Genomic DNA, 15,031 nt, shown 5'->3' on the forward strand with positions numbered 1-15,031 from the left:
AGCGGCGGGCCGCCGCCGACAATGCCGTTGGCGCCCATCATGCCCTTGGACAGGTCGGCGATGTGCATCGACCCGCCCTTACCGCCGCACAGCCCGTCCTTGCGGCCGTAGATCTCCTTCATCATCGCCACAGGGTCGCAGTCCTTGGCGATGCAGTGGCCGTGGCCGCGATGGGTGCTGGCGATCGAATCGCGGTCGGTCAGGTGCAGGCAGACGCCGACGGCGCTGGCCTCCTCACCGGCATAGAGATGGACGAAACCCGGAATCTCACCTGTGGCGAATTCGAGATGGACCCGATCCTCGAATTCCCGGATCAGGCGCATCTGGCGATAGGCACGCAAAAGGTCGTCGCGACTCAGCTGCATGGCCGTTCCTCCCGTTGCGGATCTTATGTCCGGCAATGAGCGTAACGTGCCGTGCTTCGGGTTGTGAACCCGTCGCGTATCGCTTCCGACTTTGGTCGAAGGAATCCTGCCGCCGCTATTGCCCGTTCGGCCGGATCGTCAGCTCCACCCGCCGGTTCTCCTGCCGCCCCGCCGCGGTGGCGTTGCTGGCCTTCGGCTGGTCCTCGCCGGCGCCGCCGATGTTGATCCGCGGCGGATAGACCCCGCGCGAGGAGATATAGTCGGCGACTGAGCGCGCCCGCGCCTCCGACAGCCGCTGGTTGTACTCGGCCGGGCCGGTGTTGTCGGTGTGGCCGACCACGTCGATATAGGTGCTGGTGTACTGGTTCAGCGTCGCCGCGACCTGGTCGAGCGGGCCGTAGAATTGCGGCTTGATGGTCGCGGAATCGGTGGCGAAGGTGACGTCGCCCGGGATCTCCAGCACCAGGTTGTCACCGCGGCGGTTCACGCCGATGCCGGTGCCGGCCAGGTTGCGGCGCAGTTCGGCCTGCTGCCGGTCCATGTAGTTGCCGATGGCGCCGCCCGCCAGCGCGCCGATGCCGGCGCCGATCAGCGCCCCCGTGCCGCGATTGCCGCCGCTGACCAGGGCGCCGATGCCGGCTCCGGCCAGTCCGCCGGCGGCCGCGCCGCCGATCGTGTTCGGCGCGCTGTCCATCTGGCAGGACGCGACCGACGCGGCCAGGCCGACCAGGATCACCCATTTCGGGAAACGCATTGCACCCTCCCTCGCAGACCGTTGACCAGGATCGGCGGGAAGTGTGGCTTCTTCAAGCCCGCTCAGTTGCGCAAGACAATGCACGCCCCGCCCGCCCGGCGCAGGCGGCTGCAGAACTGGTTGCCCTCGGCCCGGCTCTGCGCCGGCACGCTGACCCGGTAGAAGCGCCGCGTGCCCATGCTGAGCATCCGGGTGCCGACGATCATCGGCTGGATCTCCGCCATCAGCTGCGGGAAGCGCCAGCGAACGCGGTTGTAGGAGGCCAGCGCCCGGCCCTTGGAGAAGTTGCCGGCGATCTGCACATGCCAGGGCGCGGTCGGTGAGACAAGCTCGTCCCGGTCCGCCTCGGTCTTCAGCGACGCCAGGATCTCCAGGCAGGGCTTGTCGCTGCCGTCGAAGCTGGGCACGCTGCCATCCGCCTTCGGCACCCAGTCATCGGCCGGGCGCTTGGTGACGAACAGCACGTAATCCTCGGTCTCCAGCGGCAGGAAGCCGTGGCCGCCGACCCAGCTCTCGACCCGGTTCGGCCCGGCATTGTAGCCGGCGGCGGCGAGGCCGAGATTGCCGAACTGGTCGCGCAGCTCCGCCAGGAAGGCGGCGGAGGCCGGCAGCGCCGTTTCCGGGTCGAACGGATCGTCCAGGTCGCGCAGCTTGGCGGTGCCGGGCATGAACTGGGCCACCCCCTGCGCGCCCTTCGGGCTGACCGCGCGCGGCCGGAACCGGCTCTCTTTCCAGATCAGCCGGGTGAAGAACTCCAGCGGCAGGTTCTCGGCCGCGGCCGACTGCTCGATCAACCGGCACACCGCCTGCTCGACCGTCTCATCCTTGCCCTGCGCGGCCTCGGCGGCGCCGCAGGACAGCAGGGCCCAGACGACCCCGACCCAGCCCCATGACCGCACGCGCATCCGGACCACCTCGCAACGATGTTGCGATTTGTAACCGCCGCCGTCGCGACGGCAAACCGATATTGACGGCATACAATGCATTCGATCAAAGTGGTCCAGATGTCAGACCAATTTTGAAATCTGCCGCCGCCGATGTCCGCCCGCCTTCGCTCCTCCCTGTCGCCGATCCGCACGCCGACGCGTGACGAGGCGGCGTTGGCGGCGATCGCGGAGCATGTCGAGCGCGCCGGCATCCGCCCCGGCGAGCGGCTGCCGCCCGAGCGCGATCTGGCGGAGCAGCTGCAGGTCAGCCGCTCCACCATCCGCGAGGCGCTGAAGCGCTGGGAGGGGCTGGGCATCGTCGAGATGCGCAAGGGCAGCGGCACCTATTTGAAGGTGCCGGTGTCGACCGCCAGCATCCACATGCCGCTGACCATCGACCGCGCCTCCGACGTCGACACGCTGCTGCACACGCTGGAGGTGCGGCGGGCGCTCGAGGGCGAGGCCGCTTCCATCTGCGCCCGCCGCGCGACCGAGGAGCAGATCGCCGAGATCGGCCGCCGCCTCGACATCATGGAGGCGCACCACACCAAATACGGCGACGCGCCCGAGCAGGACTGGGAGTTCCACCAGTCGATCTTCCGCGCCACCGAGAACCCGATCTTCGAGCAGATCCTGGCCAGCATGCGGGACGCCTTCCACCGCTTCTGGGAGAACCCGCTGGACATGCCGGATTTCGCCGGCCGCACCTTCCCCTATCACCGCGTGATGTACGACGCGATCGTCCGGCGCGACCCGGACGGCGCGCGCGCCGCCGCGCTGACCATCATCGACATGGTCGATGAGGACATCCGAGACGCCGACCGCAGACGGACCCGATGACCGACGATTTCACTCCCCCCGAGGAATACGGGGCCTCCACGACGCTGGCGCATGACGACAGCTTCCCGGCCGGCGCGGTGGTGCCGCCGATCTACCAGACCTCGCTGTTCACCTTCGCCAGCTATGCGGAGATGGAGGCCGCGTTCTCCGGCCAGGTGAAGCGCCCGATCTACTCCCGCGGCGACAACCCGACGGTGCAGGAGTTCGAGCGCAAGGTGGCCGCCCTGGAAGGGGCCGAGGCCGCGCGCGGCACCGCCAGCGGCATGGCGGCGATCAGCTCCGCCGTGCTCAGCATCGCCGGGTCCGGCGACCGCATCCTGTGCACCCGCCACGTCTATGGCGACGCCTACCGGCTGTTCGAGAAGCTGATGCCGCGGCTGGGTATCACCGTCGAGTACGTCGATGCCGGCGACCTGGCGGCGGTCGAGGCCGCCCTGCCCGGAGCGAAGCTGCTGTATCTCGAGAACCCGACCTCGATGATGTTCGAGCTGCAGGAGATCGGGCGGCTGGCGACCCTGGCCAAGACGCATGGCGCGGCCACGATCATCGACAATTCCTGGGCCACGCCGCTGTTCCAGCAGCCGATCCGGCACGGTGTCGACCTGGTGGTGCACTCCGCCTCGAAATACCTGTCGGGCCACAGCGACACGGTGGCCGGGGTGATCGCCGGGTCGGCCGAGCGCATCGCCCGGGTCAACGACCTCGCCTATCCCTATCTCGGCGGCAAGCTGTCGCCCTTCGAGGCCTGGCTCCTGGTGCGCGGCATGCGCACCCTGCCGCTTCGCATGCGGCAGCACCAGGAGAGCGGGCTGGCCATCGCCCGCCGCCTGGCCGACCACCCGCTGGTCACAAGGGTGCTGCACCCCGCCTTCTCCAACCACCCCGGCGGCGCCACGCTGACCGGCCATAGCGGCCTGTTCTCCTTCGAGGTCGAGGAGAAGGTCGACGTGCCGCGGCTGGTCGACGCCCTAAAGCTGTTCAAGCTCGGCGTCAGCTGGGGCGGGCATGAGAGCCTGGTGGTGCCGGCCCGCGCTTCGCTGCGCCAGGCCCAGGGGCCGAACTCGATGTCCGCCTTCGGGGTGACGCCCCGCATCGTCCGCCTGGCCATCGGGCTGGAGGACACCGAGGACCTGTGGGCCGATCTCGAGCGCGCGCTCGCAGGCTCCGTGAACTGATTTTCGCTTTGTTGACAGGGAGGCAAAAATGAAACGACTGATGCTCCTGGCCGGCCTGGCCGCGATCGCCTTTACCGGCCCGGCGCTGGCCGACACCAATCTGAAGCTGGTCGAGGTCATCACCAGCCCGCAGCGCACCGAGTTCCTGAAGGGCCAGATCAGCAAGTTCGAGGCCGCGAACCCGGGCGTGCATGTCGAGATCGTCTCGCTGCCCTGGGGCGAGGCGTTCGAGAAGTTCCTGACCATGGTGCAGGCCGGCGAGACCCCGGACATCGCCGAGATGCCGGAGCGCTGGATGTCGCTCTACGCCAACAATGGCCAGCTCGAGGACCTGTCGGCCTACATCGCCAAATGGGACCAGGCGTCGACGCTGAACGACCGGGCGGTGCAGTTCTCGAAGACCGTGAACAACACCCCCTACATGGTGCCCTACGGCTTCTATCTGCGCGGCCTGTACTGGAACAAGAAGCTGTTCCAGGAGGCCGGCGTCGCGGCCCCGCCGAAGACGCTGGACGAGTTCATGGACGTGTCGAAAAAGATCGCGGCGCTGGGCGGCGGCAAGGCCGGCTACTGCCTGCGCGGCGGCAAGGGCGGCACCGGCGGCACCGCCTTCTTCATGCTGACCATGGACGGCAAGGGCAAATTCTTCAACGACGACGGCACCTCGACCTTCGCCGATGCCGACGCGGCCAAGGGCATGCAGTTCCTGGTCGACCTGTACAAGGCGGGCGGGGCGCCGAAGGACAGCCTGAACTGGGGCTTCAACGAGACCGTCACCGGCTTCTACTCCGGCACCTGCGCGATGCTGGACAATGACCCGGATGCGATGATCGGCATCCTCGATCACATGAAGCCCGAGGATTTCGCGGTGGCGCCGATGCCGGTCGGCCCCGGCGGCCACGCCTATCCCTCGATCGGCTACGCCGGCTGGTCGATGTTCGCCAACAGCGAGCACAAGGAGGAGAGCTGGAAGCTGATGTCCTATCTCCTCGACAGCGACCAGAACATCGAGTGGGCCAAGTTCGTCGGCGTGCTGCCGATCCACAAGGGCGCCGAGAAGAACGAGCATTTCGCCGGCGAGCGCTATGCCGGCTGGTTCCAGGAGCTGAACGATCCGCAGTGGCAGCCGATCCCCTGGCCGGCCCATCTCGAGGAGTTCGGCTACTTCTTCGACGTGATGTCGGTGCAGAGCTTCCAGGAGGCCCTGCTGGGCCAGAAGCAGACCGCGGACGTCGCCAAGGAATGGGCCGACTACCTGACCACGGCGCAGCAGAAGTTCCTGGCCGGCAAGAAGTGACGCGGGCAGCGGCTCATATCGGTCCGCGGCCAATCCCAAGCCGTCATGGCGAGCCCCGAAGGGGCGTGGCCATCCAGGGCAGCTCGCACCGGCCCCTGGATGGCCACGGCGCTCCGCGCCTCGCCATGACGGAGTCAGACATGCGATGGTTTAGATGACCGCCACTCACGCGATCCCGGGCGCACGCCCGGGATCCTTCCGCCGCGCGCTGGGCAATGCGCTGGAGCCCTGGCTCTATCTCAGCCCGGCCATCATCCTGCTGACGCTCAGCATGCTGGTGCCGCTGATCGTCGGGCTGTCCTACGCCTTCCAGAATTTCGGGCCGTTCGGGAAGCCGACCTGGATCGGGCTAAAGAACTTCGAGACGCTGCTCGGCGACGCCAATTTCTGGCGGGCGCTGAAGAACACCGTCTGGTGGACCGTCGGCAGCCTGGTGTTCCAGTTCTTCGGCGGCCTCGGCCTCGCCCTGCTGCTGAACCGGCCGTTCCGCGGCAAGCGGGTGGTCCAGGCCCTGGTGTTCCTGCCCTGGGCGGTGCCGACCTTCCTGTCCGGCCTGGTCTTCGCCTGGCTGTTCAACCCGGTGGTCGGGCCCCTGCCCTACTGGATGGCCGATCTTGGCCTGCTGTCGGAGCCGTCGAACATCCTGTCCGACCCGGACCTGGCGATGTGGGGCCCGATCCTGGCCAATATCTGGTTCGGCATCCCGTTCTTCGCCATCACCCTGCTGGCCGCGCTGCAGGCGATCCCGGGCGATTTCTACGAAGCGGCGGCGATCGACGGCGCCACGGCGTGGCAGCGCTTCGCGAAGATCACCATCCCGTTCCTGGCCCCGACCATCGCCATCACAGTGCTGCTGCGCACGATCTGGATCGCCACCTTCGCCGACCTGATCTGGGTGATGACCAATGGCGGCCCGGCCAACGCCACCAACATCCTGTCGACCTACATCTTCAGCCAGGCCTTCACCCGGCTGAACTTCGGCTATGCCTCGGCCGTGGCGACGGTGCTGCTGCTTCTCCTCCTGCTCTATGCCGGCATCCTGATCCGGATGCGCAAGAGCCTGCTCGCGGGGCAATGAGACCATGACCATCGTCGGACGCTCGCCCCTCGGGCGCGCCGCCAGCGGCACCGGCTTCTATCTCGGCATCGGCGCCTATCTGCTGTTCGCGCTGTTCCCGCTGTACTGGCTGGTCAAGATCTCGGTCACGCCGACACAGTTGCTGTTCTCCGAAGGCATCACCTTCTGGCCGTCGGAATGGACGCTGGCCAATTTCGGATCGGTGCTGACCGCCAGCAACTTCCCGCGCTACTTCCTGAACAGCGTCATCGTCTCGATCGCCACGGCGGCGGTGGTGACGGTCTGCGCCTCGGCCTCCGGCTACGCCTTCTCGCGCTTCCGCTTCAAGGCCAAGCCGGTGGTGATGTTCGTGCTGCTGCTGACCCAGACCTTCCCGCTGGTGATGATCATCCCGCCGGTCTACCGCCTGATGGCGCCGCTGGGGCTGACCAACAACCTGATGGGCCTGATCGTCATCTACAGCGCCTTCAACGTCGCCTTCGCCACCTTCCTGATGCAGTCCTTCTTCGACGCCATCCCGAAGGACCTGGAGGAGGCGGCGATGATCGACGGCTGCAACCGCTTCCAGGCGCTGCGCCGAGTCATCCTGCCGCTGACCCTGCCGGGCATGGGCGCGACTCTGGGCTTCGTCTTCACCGCGGCCTGGAGCGAGCTCCTGTTCGCGCTGATGCTGATCAACTCGGACAGCCAGAAGACCTTCGCCGTCGGCCTCCTGACCTTCGTCGCCAAGTTCGGCGTCGACTGGGGCCAGATGACCGCGGCCTCGGTGCTGGCGCTGATCCCGGTCTGCATCTTCTTCGCCGTGATCCAACGCTACCTGGTGCAGGGGCTGACCGCCGGCGCCGTGAAGGGTTGATCCGGCGGCGGAAACGTCCGAGCGTGTCGGTTCCATCGGAGGGGAGCCGACCATGCCGCGACACCATGTGCCCGCGTCCGCCGAGACCTGCGCCTGGGGCTATTTCGACGCGACCCGCGAACCGGTCCTGACCGTCGACAGTGGCGACACGGTCGTGATCGACACCGTGTCGGGCGGGCCGGCGGCGCTGCCCGAGGGCGATTTCCACATCCCGCCCGAGATCCACGAGATCCATGAGCGCTGCGACCGGTCGACGCCCGGCCACATCCTGACCGGGCCGGTCGCGGTGCGCGGCGCCCGGCCGGGACAGGTGCTGGAGGTGCGGATCCTCGACGTCTCGCTGCGCCAGGACTGGGGCTACAACGTCATCCGCCCGCTGTCCGGCACCCTGCCCTACGACTTTGAGGAGATGCGGCTGATCCACATCCCGCTCGACGCCGAGCGCGGCACCGCCCGGCTGCCCTGGGGGCTGGACCTCCCACTGAACCCGTTCTTCGGCGTCATGGGCGTGGCCCCGCCGAAGGGCTGGGGCCGGATCAGCTCGATCCAGCCGCACGACCATGCCGGCAACATCGACAACAAGGAACTGGTGGCCGGCACCACACTTTATTTGCCGGTGTTCAACGACGGCGCCCTGTTCTCCTGCGGCGACGGCCACGGCGCCCAGGGCGACGGCGAGGTCTGCGTCACCGCGATCGAGACGGCACTGCAGGGCACCTTCCAGCTGATCGCCCGCGACGACCTCAGCTTCACCTATCCGCGGGCGGAGACGCCGACCCACCACATCACCATGGGGATGGCGCCGGATCTCGACCGCTGCGCCGAGATGGCGCTGCGCGACATGATCGTGCTGCTGGGCGAAGTGGCCGGGCTGTCGCGCTACGACGCCTACACCCTGTGCAGCCTGGCCGGCGACCTGCGCATCACCCAGACGGTGAATGGCTGCAAGGGCGTGCACATGATGATGGCGAAGGCGCTGCTGGGCAGGTGATTAAGAGTCAGCTGCTCTGACAGGCATTCTCGGACCAAAAAATGTCATGCCCGGGCTTGACCCGGGCATCCAGAGACTGTCGAGACCTTCTGGATTGCCGGGTCAAGCCCGGCAATGACAACAACGGGACGAACCTGATCGTCAGTCGCGCGGCTGGGCGACGGTGCGGAGGTAGGGCTTGAGGGTCTTGAAGCCGGCCGGGAACTTCTGCTTGGCCTCCTCGTCCGAGACCGAGGTGACGATGATGACGTCCTCGCCGTTCTTCCAGTCGGCCGGGGTGGCGACCTTGTGCTTGGAAGTCAGCTGCAGCGAATCGATCACCCGCAGGATCTCGTCGAAGTTGCGGCCGGTGGTCATCGGGTAGGAGATCACCAGCTTGATCTTCTTGTCCGGGCCGATGACGTAGACGTTGCGCACGGTCTGGTTGTTGACCGCGGTGCGGCCCTCCGACGTCGTGCCGGCATCGGCCGGCAGCATGCCGTAGAGCTTGGAGACCACCAGCTCGGAATCGGCGATCACCGGGAAATTCGGGGCAGCGCCTTGAGTTTCCTTGATGTCCTGGGCCCAGGCGGCGTGCCGGTCGACCGGGTCGGCGGAGAGGCCGATCACCTTGACGTCGCGGCGGTCGAATTCCGGCTTCAGCTTGGCCACGGCGCCGAGCTCGGTGGTGCAGACCGGGGTGAAGTCCTTGGGGTGGGAGAACAGCACGCCCCAGGACGAGCCGAGCCAGTCATGGAAGCGGATCCGCCCCTCGGTGGTCTCGACTTCGAAATCGGGCGCGTCCTCACCAATCGCGAGCGGTCCGGCCATTTTTTACCTCCAATTAGCGTTAATTGTGTAATTTTACCGTGCCGCGGAGCCGGTGTCATCAGGAGCGTCGTCTTCGACAAAAATGATCTCTGGCTCCGGCGCGGGATCGTCGATCTCCGGGAAATCCTCGCTCAACGGCTTCATCGTCTTGAGCAGGGCCACAATTCCGCGCTCGGCCATGGACTCCTCCAACCTGTGCAGGAGACATGTGCCATCGAATGCCTTGCCGCAAGACCTCCGAATGGTCGTCTTCCAACCATTCGCGCCCGCGTTGACAGGCTCTCCGCGCGCCCCGATGATGCGCGCGTCTTGCCGGGGTGCCCGCGGGGGCTGAGAGGCGCGTCAGCGTCAACCCGACGAACCTGATCCGGGTCATGCCGGCGGAGGGAGCGCGAGACGACGCCTCAGGCATCGGCCCTCTCCGCCTCCGCTTCGACCCATGCGGAGGAATCGTGATGCGCCTGACTGCCGCCGTCCTGCTGACGGCCCTGACCTCCGCCCTCGCCGGCACGGCCGTGGCCGAGACGCCGGTGCTGAAGGTCTACACCTACGAATCCTTCACCGCCGACTGGGGCCCGGGGCCGCAGGTGAAGAAGGCCTTCGAGGCCGAATGCGGCTGCACGGTCGAGTTCACCTCCGTCGAGGATGGCGTCGCCCTGCTGTCGCGGCTGAAGCTGGAAGGCAAGTCGAGCCAAGCCGACGTGGTGCTGGGCCTCGACACCAACCTGACCGCCGAGGCGACGGCGACCGGCCTGTTCGCGCCGCACGGCCAGAAGCTGGACGGGTTGTCGCTGCCGGTGGCCTGGACAGACCCGGTCTTCGTGCCGTTCGACTGGAGCTACTTCGCCTTCGTCTACGACAAGACCAAGGTGCCGAACCCGCCGAAGAGCCTGCACGATCTGGTCGAAAACAGCGACCTGGAGCTGACCATCCAGGATCCGCGCACCAGCACGCCGGGGCTCGGCCTGCTGCTCTGGGTCCGCCAAGTCTATGGCGACAAGGCGCCGGAGGCCTGGGCCAAGCTGAAGCCGCGCATCCTCACCGTCACCCCGGGCTGGAGCGAGAGCTACGGCCTGTTCCGCAAGGGCGAGGTGCCGATGACCTTCAGCTACATCACCTCGCCGCCCTATCACGTGATCGCCGAGAACGACAGCAATGTCGGCGCCGCGGTGTTCAGCGAGGGCAACTACCTGCAGGTCGAGGTCGCGGCCAAGCTGGCGTCGTCGCCGCATCCCGAGCTGGCGGACAGGTTCCTGGCCTTCATGCTGACCCCGGCCTTCCAGGACCAGCTGCCGACCACCCAATGGATGTACCCAGCGGTGACGCCGAAAGCCGGCCTGCCCGACGCCTACAAGGCGCTGCCGGCCCCGGCCAAGGCGCTGCTGTACCCGCCCGAGGAGGTCGCGGCCAACCGCGCCGCCTGGATCGCCGAATGGCTGCAGGCGACCAGCAAGTAGAGCCGTTGGGCCGAGCCACCCCCTCATCCTCCCGCCGCCAACGTCGCGGGCCCCTCCCTCTCCCCGAGGAGAGGGCAGAGGCAGCGCCGTCTGACATCTCCCCAGGGAGAGGTCGAAATCGCGCAGCGATTTCGGGTGAGGCGGAGGCCGGCTCCGGACATGTCCGCCATTCCCTCCGCATGAGCTCCCTCCCCGGCCTGCTGGCGCTGCTCGGCATCCTGGCGCTGATCGGCACGGCCGCGACCGGCCTCATCCGCGCCGCCACCGATCTCGACCTGCTGTCGGTCTGGGCCGATCCCTATCTGTGGTCGGTGCTGCGCTTCACCGCGCTGCAGGCCGGGCTGTCGGCGCTGATCAGCGTCGCCATTGCCATCCCGGTCGCCCGCGCCCTGTCGCGCCGCCGCTTCCCCGGCCGCACCTTGCTGCTGCGTCTGTTCGGCCTGCCGATGATTGTGCCGGCGGTGGCCGGCGCCTTCGGCATCCTCACCGTGTTCGGCCGCTCCGGCCTGCTGGCCGACCTGTTCGCGACGCTGGGGCTGCCGATCCGGCCGAACATCTATGGCCTCACCGGCATCCTGCTGGCGCATGTGTTCTTCAACATGCCCTTCGCCGTGCGCGTGCTGCTGGCCGCCTGGGGCACGATCCCGGCGGAGAGCTGGCGCCTGGCGTCGATGCTGGGGCTGCGCGGCGCCGACCTGTTCCGGCTGGTCGAATGGCCGATGCTGCGGCGCCAGCTGCCCGGACTGACCGCCCTGGTGTTCCTGCTGTGCTTCACCAGCTTCGCCGTGGTGCTGACGCTGGGCGGCGGCCCGGCCTCCGCCACCATCGAGATCGCGATCTACCAGGCGCTGCGCTTCGATTTCGACCCTGGCCGCGCCGTCGCCCTGTCGCTGCTGCAGGTCGCGCTGTGCGCCCTGCTGGTGCTGGCCGCGATGCGGCTGACCGGGCGGGTCGCGGACGAAGGCGGCATCGGCCGCCCGGTGCTGCGCGGCGACGGACGCGGCAGGACGGCCCGCACGATCGACACGGTGGTGCTGGTCCTGGCCGGGGGCTTCGTGCTGCTGCCGCTGGTCGCGATCCTGGTCGAAGGCCTGGGCGGCATCGGCAAGCCGATTCTCTTCAGCGCCGCCCTGTGGCAGGCCGCCGGCCGCAGCCTGGCCGTGGCGCTCGGCGCCGCCACGCTGGCCCTGGTGCTGGGCTGGGCCCTGGCGCACAGCATTGCCGTGCTGCGGATCGGCCGCCGGCGTCGGCGGCTGGCGCGGCTGTTCGAGTTGAGCGGCACGGTGGTGCTGGTGGTGCCGCCGCTGGCGCTCGGCGCCGGGCTGTTCGTCATGCTGCTCGGCACCGCCGACCTGCGGCGCTGGGCGCTGCCGATCGTCGCCATGGTCAACGCCCTGATGGCCCTGCCCTTCGTGCTGCGCCTGCTGGTCGGCGCCGCCGAGCTGGCGCAGCATCGCCACGGCAGGCTGGCCGACAGTCTCGGCCTGTCCGGCTGGGCCCGGCTGCGGCTGGTGGAATGGCCGCTGCTGCGCCGGCCGGCCGGGTTCGCCCTGGCGATCGCAGCGGGGCTGGCCTTCGGCGACCTCGGCGCCGCGGCCCTGTTCGGCGGCGACGGCAACCAGACCCTGCCGGTGCTGGTGGCGCAGCTGCTCGGCGCCTACCGGCTGCAGGAGGCGTCGACGGTGGTGCTGCTGCTGGTGCTGATGGGGCTGGCCCTGTTCGGCCTGATCGAGAGGATCTTCGGTGGCCACACGCGCGATTGAGATTGAGGCCCTGACCTATCGCTACGAGGCGATGGAGATGCGTTTCGACCTGGCGATCGAGGCCGGCGCCTTCGTCGTGCTGTTCGGGCCCAGCGGCGCCGGCAAGAGCACGCTCCTGAACCTGATCGCCGGCTTCGAGGCGCCGCTGTCCGGAACCTTGCGCCTGCTCGGCCGCGACGCGCTGGGACTGCCGCCGGCGGCGCGGCCGGTGACCACCCTGTTCCAGGACCACAACCTGTTCCCGCATCTGACGGCGGCGAGGAACGTGGCGCTGGGCCTGCATCCGGGGCGGCTGACCCCGGCCGAGGCGGCGCGGGTGCAGGAGGCGCTGGCCCATGTCGACCTGGAGGGGCTGGCGGCGCGCCGCCCGGCCGAGCTGTCCGGCGGCGAGCGCCAGCGCGTCGCCCTGGCCCGCAGCCTGGTGCGCGACCGCCCGATCCTGCTGCTGGACGAACCCTTTGCCGCGCTCGGGCCGGCGCAGCGGCGGGAGATGGTCGGGCTGGTCGACCGGCTGCGGCGGGAGCGCGGCCTGACCGTGCTGATGGTCAGCCACCAGCTCGACGCCCTGCCCGGCATCGACGCGCAGGCCGCCTTCATCGAGGATGGCCGCGTCGCCGCCACCGGCCCGGCCACCGAGCTGCTGACCCGCCCGCCGCTGCCGGAAATCGCCGACTATCTCGGCTATGTCGGGCCAGCGGGCTAGCCGGATCGGCCGCAGACCAGCGTGGCATGATCCCACCAGGGATTGACCGCGACGCTGCGGTCCCGCACCGCGAAACCGGCGCCGTCCAGCTCCGCTTCGAGCGCCGCGAGGGGCTCGAGGGTCCGGTAGGGATGGCCGTCCCGCATCAGACAGCGGGTCCGCGAGTCGAAGCGGGCCCGGGCATCGGCGGACCGGGGCTCACCGCACATGCTGCTGACCACGAAAACGCCGTCGGGCCGCAGGATGCGGCGGATCTCGGCGAGGCACGCAGCCCGGTCATCGCCGATCAGGCAATGCAGGCAGCTGCCGTCGAACACGATGTCGAAGGTGTCGTCGGCGAAAACGGGCATGCGGCAGACACTCCCCCGATGGAATGTCCCGCGGAGCCCGGCTGCCGCGAAGCGCTCCCGCGCCCAGGCCACCGCGGAGCCGGAGATGTCGATGCCGTGGACCTCGTAGCCCTTGCCGGCCAGCAGGTAGGATGACGAACCGTTCCCGCAGCCGAGCTCCAGCATCCTCGCGGGTGGTGGCGACAGGACTCCCTCACGCTCCAGCCGGTCGAGCGTCTCCCTCACCCCGGCCAGGGCGCGCTCGTGCTGGTCCCCGGCCCATCCCGGCCTGCCCGCATCCTGCAGGCGCCGATACTGGGCCTCGTAGTCATAGGCTCGCGGCTCGATCCCGGGCGGGCTGCCGTCCGGGACGGGCTGATTCCGCCGGGCCGCTTCCCGCCGCACGATTTCGGCGACAAATGCGCCCTTGCCGCCGGTGTAGTGGCCCCAGTCGTCCGCGGTCTCGGAGGCCAGCCTGCGCTTGAGCGCGGCATAGGTGGCCGCCGCCTCCTGATGCTGCCGCAGATGGTCGCGGAACAGCATCCGGCGCAGATGCGCCGCCGTCCCGGGGGCGCAGAGATAGAGGCGTTGCCCGCGCGAGCCGCGGCCGGTGGTGAAGGTCCACATGCCGTCGCCATGCCGGTCGCCGTGATAGGCATAGGCGCCGGTCGCCTGCATCCGCTCAATCGCCTCGGGGATCACGGCGGCCGAGCGCAGCTCGATGTCGACATCGATCTTCGGCTTGGCGCACAGCCCGGGCACCGCGGTGCTGCCGATGTGATGGATCTCGAGGACGAGCCCCGCCAGCAGCCGTTCCAGCCCGGCCCGAAGCTCCTCGAACAGCGCCGGCCAGGCCGGGTCGTAGTCGACCACCTCGATAGCCCGGCGCTTCCCGGATCCGTCACCCATCCTACGCTCCGGCGTAGAACAGCAGCGACACCGCCGCGAACAGCGGCAGCAGGATGCCGCAGGACCAGGCCATGTAGCCGAAGAAGCTGGGCATGGCGACGCCGCGCTCCTGCGCGATCGACCGCACCATGAAGTTCGGCGCGTTGCCGATATAGGTGTTCGCGCCCATGAAGACGGCGCCGGCCGAGATCGCGCCGAGCGTCGTGGCCAGCGGCCCCATCAGCTGCTGCGCGTCGGCCCCGGCCATGTTGAAGAAGACGAGATAGGTCGGCGCGTTGTCGAGGAAGCTGGACAGCGCCCCGGTCAGCCAGAAATAGGCCAGGTTGTTCGGCGCGCCGGTGCCGCCGACGAGGTCGACCAGCCCGGCCAGCGTTCCTTCCCGGCCGGCGCGCAGGATGGCGATGGCCGGGACGATGGTGACGAAGATCGCGGCGAACAGTTTGCCGACCTCGACGATCGGGAACCAGTTGAAGTCATTGAGCTGCCGGCTCTCCCGGCTGGTCAGCACCCAGGACAGGCCGATGATCGCCAGCAGAGCCAAGTCGCGGACCAGGTTCTCCAGCGCCACCGGCACGTGATAGACGGTGAGTTGCACGCCCGGCTTCCACACGCCGCTCAGCAGCACCGCGCCGACCACGCCGGCCAGCAGCAGCAGATTGACCCCGCCCTCCAGCCCGAACGGCACGCGCGGCTCCGCCGGCACCTCGCGCAGCCCGTGCTCGCGCCGGAACAGGACGATGTCGATCACCAGATACAGCGCCAGCAGGACCACCGAGCA

Annotated in this window: 16 protein-coding genes and 1 riboswitch; of the genes, 9 read left to right on the top strand and 7 right to left on the bottom strand. The window is 68.7% G+C overall.

What is annotated here, in order from left to right; translation table 11 throughout:
* From ABDW35_RS17535 to ABDW35_RS17545, 3 genes are all read right to left on the bottom strand, one after another.
* On the bottom strand, nt 1–365 hold a 365-nt coding region (locus ABDW35_RS17535; protein ID WP_343715168.1), incomplete at its 3' end, for a thiamine pyrophosphate-dependent enzyme.
* A 115-nt stretch (nt 366–480) separates the two neighbouring features.
* The gene (locus tag ABDW35_RS17540; RefSeq protein ID WP_343715169.1) at nt 481–1,119 is read right to left on the bottom strand and encodes an OmpA family protein; all 639 of its coding nucleotides are present in this window, start codon (nt 1,117–1,119) and stop codon (nt 481–483) included.
* A gap of 62 nt (nt 1,120–1,181) precedes the next feature.
* Entirely contained in the window at nt 1,182–2,024 is an 843-nt protein-coding gene (locus ABDW35_RS17545) for a lytic transglycosylase domain-containing protein (protein ID WP_343715170.1), read from the bottom strand.
* A 132-nt stretch (nt 2,025–2,156) separates the two neighbouring features.
* On the opposite strand from ABDW35_RS17545, the gene ABDW35_RS17550 reads away from it, so the two are divergent.
* From ABDW35_RS17550 to ABDW35_RS17575, 6 genes are all read left to right on the top strand, one after another.
* The gene (locus tag ABDW35_RS17550; protein WP_343715171.1) at nt 2,157–2,885 is read left to right on the top strand and encodes a FadR/GntR family transcriptional regulator; all 729 of its coding nucleotides are present in this window, start codon (nt 2,157–2,159) and stop codon (nt 2,883–2,885) included.
* Complete coding sequence (locus ABDW35_RS17555; protein WP_343715172.1) at nt 2,882–4,060, top strand: PLP-dependent transferase; 1,179 nt, start codon at nt 2,882–2,884, stop codon at nt 4,058–4,060. Before ABDW35_RS17550 ends, ABDW35_RS17555 begins: the two co-directional genes overlap by 4 nt.
* 28 nt (nt 4,061–4,088) lie before the next feature.
* Complete coding sequence (locus ABDW35_RS17560; RefSeq protein ID WP_343715173.1) at nt 4,089–5,357, top strand: sugar ABC transporter substrate-binding protein; 1,269 nt, start codon at nt 4,089–4,091, stop codon at nt 5,355–5,357.
* Nucleotides 5,358–5,511: 154 nt separating this feature from the next.
* Nucleotides 5,512–6,435 (top strand): sugar ABC transporter permease, encoded by a 924-nt coding sequence (locus ABDW35_RS17565; protein ID WP_343715174.1) that lies wholly within the window; start codon nt 5,512–5,514, stop codon nt 6,433–6,435.
* Between the two features lie 4 nt (nt 6,436–6,439).
* On the top strand, nt 6,440–7,291 hold the full coding sequence (locus ABDW35_RS17570) for a carbohydrate ABC transporter permease (protein WP_343715175.1): 852 nt from the start codon (nt 6,440–6,442) through the stop codon (nt 7,289–7,291).
* 52 nt (nt 7,292–7,343) lie between these two features.
* Nucleotides 7,344–8,282: an acetamidase/formamidase family protein gene (locus ABDW35_RS17575; RefSeq protein ID WP_343715176.1), complete on the top strand. Its 939-nt coding sequence runs from the start codon at nt 7,344–7,346 to the stop codon at nt 8,280–8,282.
* A gap of 141 nt (nt 8,283–8,423) precedes the next feature.
* Here the strand turns inward: ABDW35_RS17575 and ABDW35_RS17580 are convergent, their stop codons facing one another.
* Entirely contained in the window at nt 8,424–9,092 is a 669-nt protein-coding gene (locus ABDW35_RS17580) for a peroxiredoxin (RefSeq protein ID WP_343715177.1), read from the bottom strand.
* Nucleotides 9,093–9,125: 33 nt separating this feature from the next.
* Nucleotides 9,126–9,272 carry a hypothetical protein gene (locus ABDW35_RS17585; protein WP_343715178.1) on the bottom strand — a complete coding sequence of 49 codons (147 nt, stop codon included), beginning with the start codon at nt 9,270–9,272 and terminating at the stop codon, nt 9,126–9,128.
* A 123-nt stretch (nt 9,273–9,395) separates the two neighbouring features.
* Nucleotides 9,396–9,498: riboswitch (TPP riboswitch) on the top strand.
* Between the two features lie 49 nt (nt 9,499–9,547).
* Between ABDW35_RS17585 and thiB the strand changes: the two genes are divergently transcribed.
* The 3 genes from thiB to thiQ all read left to right on the top strand — a co-directional run bounded on the left by thiB (nt 9,548) and on the right by thiQ (nt 13,015).
* Nucleotides 9,548–10,549 (top strand): thiamine ABC transporter substrate binding subunit, encoded by a 1,002-nt coding sequence (thiB, locus tag ABDW35_RS17590; RefSeq protein ID WP_343715179.1) that lies wholly within the window; start codon nt 9,548–9,550, stop codon nt 10,547–10,549.
* 179 nt (nt 10,550–10,728) lie between these two features.
* Nucleotides 10,729–12,312 (top strand): thiamine/thiamine pyrophosphate ABC transporter permease, encoded by a 1,584-nt coding sequence (thiP, locus tag ABDW35_RS17595; RefSeq protein ID WP_343715180.1) that lies wholly within the window; start codon nt 10,729–10,731, stop codon nt 12,310–12,312.
* A complete protein-coding gene (thiQ, locus tag ABDW35_RS17600; protein WP_343715181.1) occupies nt 12,293–13,015 on the top strand; it encodes a thiamine ABC transporter ATP-binding protein in 723 nt (240 codons plus the stop codon). Before thiP ends, thiQ begins: the two co-directional genes overlap by 20 nt.
* On the opposite strand, the gene ABDW35_RS17605 is transcribed toward thiQ, so the two are convergent.
* Together ABDW35_RS17605 and ABDW35_RS17610 are read right to left on the bottom strand one after the other, a co-directional pair.
* Complete coding sequence (locus ABDW35_RS17605; RefSeq protein ID WP_343715182.1) at nt 13,012–14,253, bottom strand: GrpB family protein; 1,242 nt, start codon at nt 14,251–14,253, stop codon at nt 13,012–13,014. The genes thiQ and ABDW35_RS17605 overlap by 4 nt on opposite strands.
* Nucleotide 14,254: 1 nt before the next feature.
* The coding region (locus ABDW35_RS17610) for a sodium:proton antiporter (RefSeq protein WP_343715183.1) at nt 14,255–15,031 on the bottom strand (777 nt) is incomplete at its 5' end.

It is taken from the genome of Inquilinus sp., from assembly GCF_039594555.1.
Lineage (GTDB): Bacteria > Pseudomonadota > Alphaproteobacteria > DSM-16000 > Inquilinaceae > Inquilinus.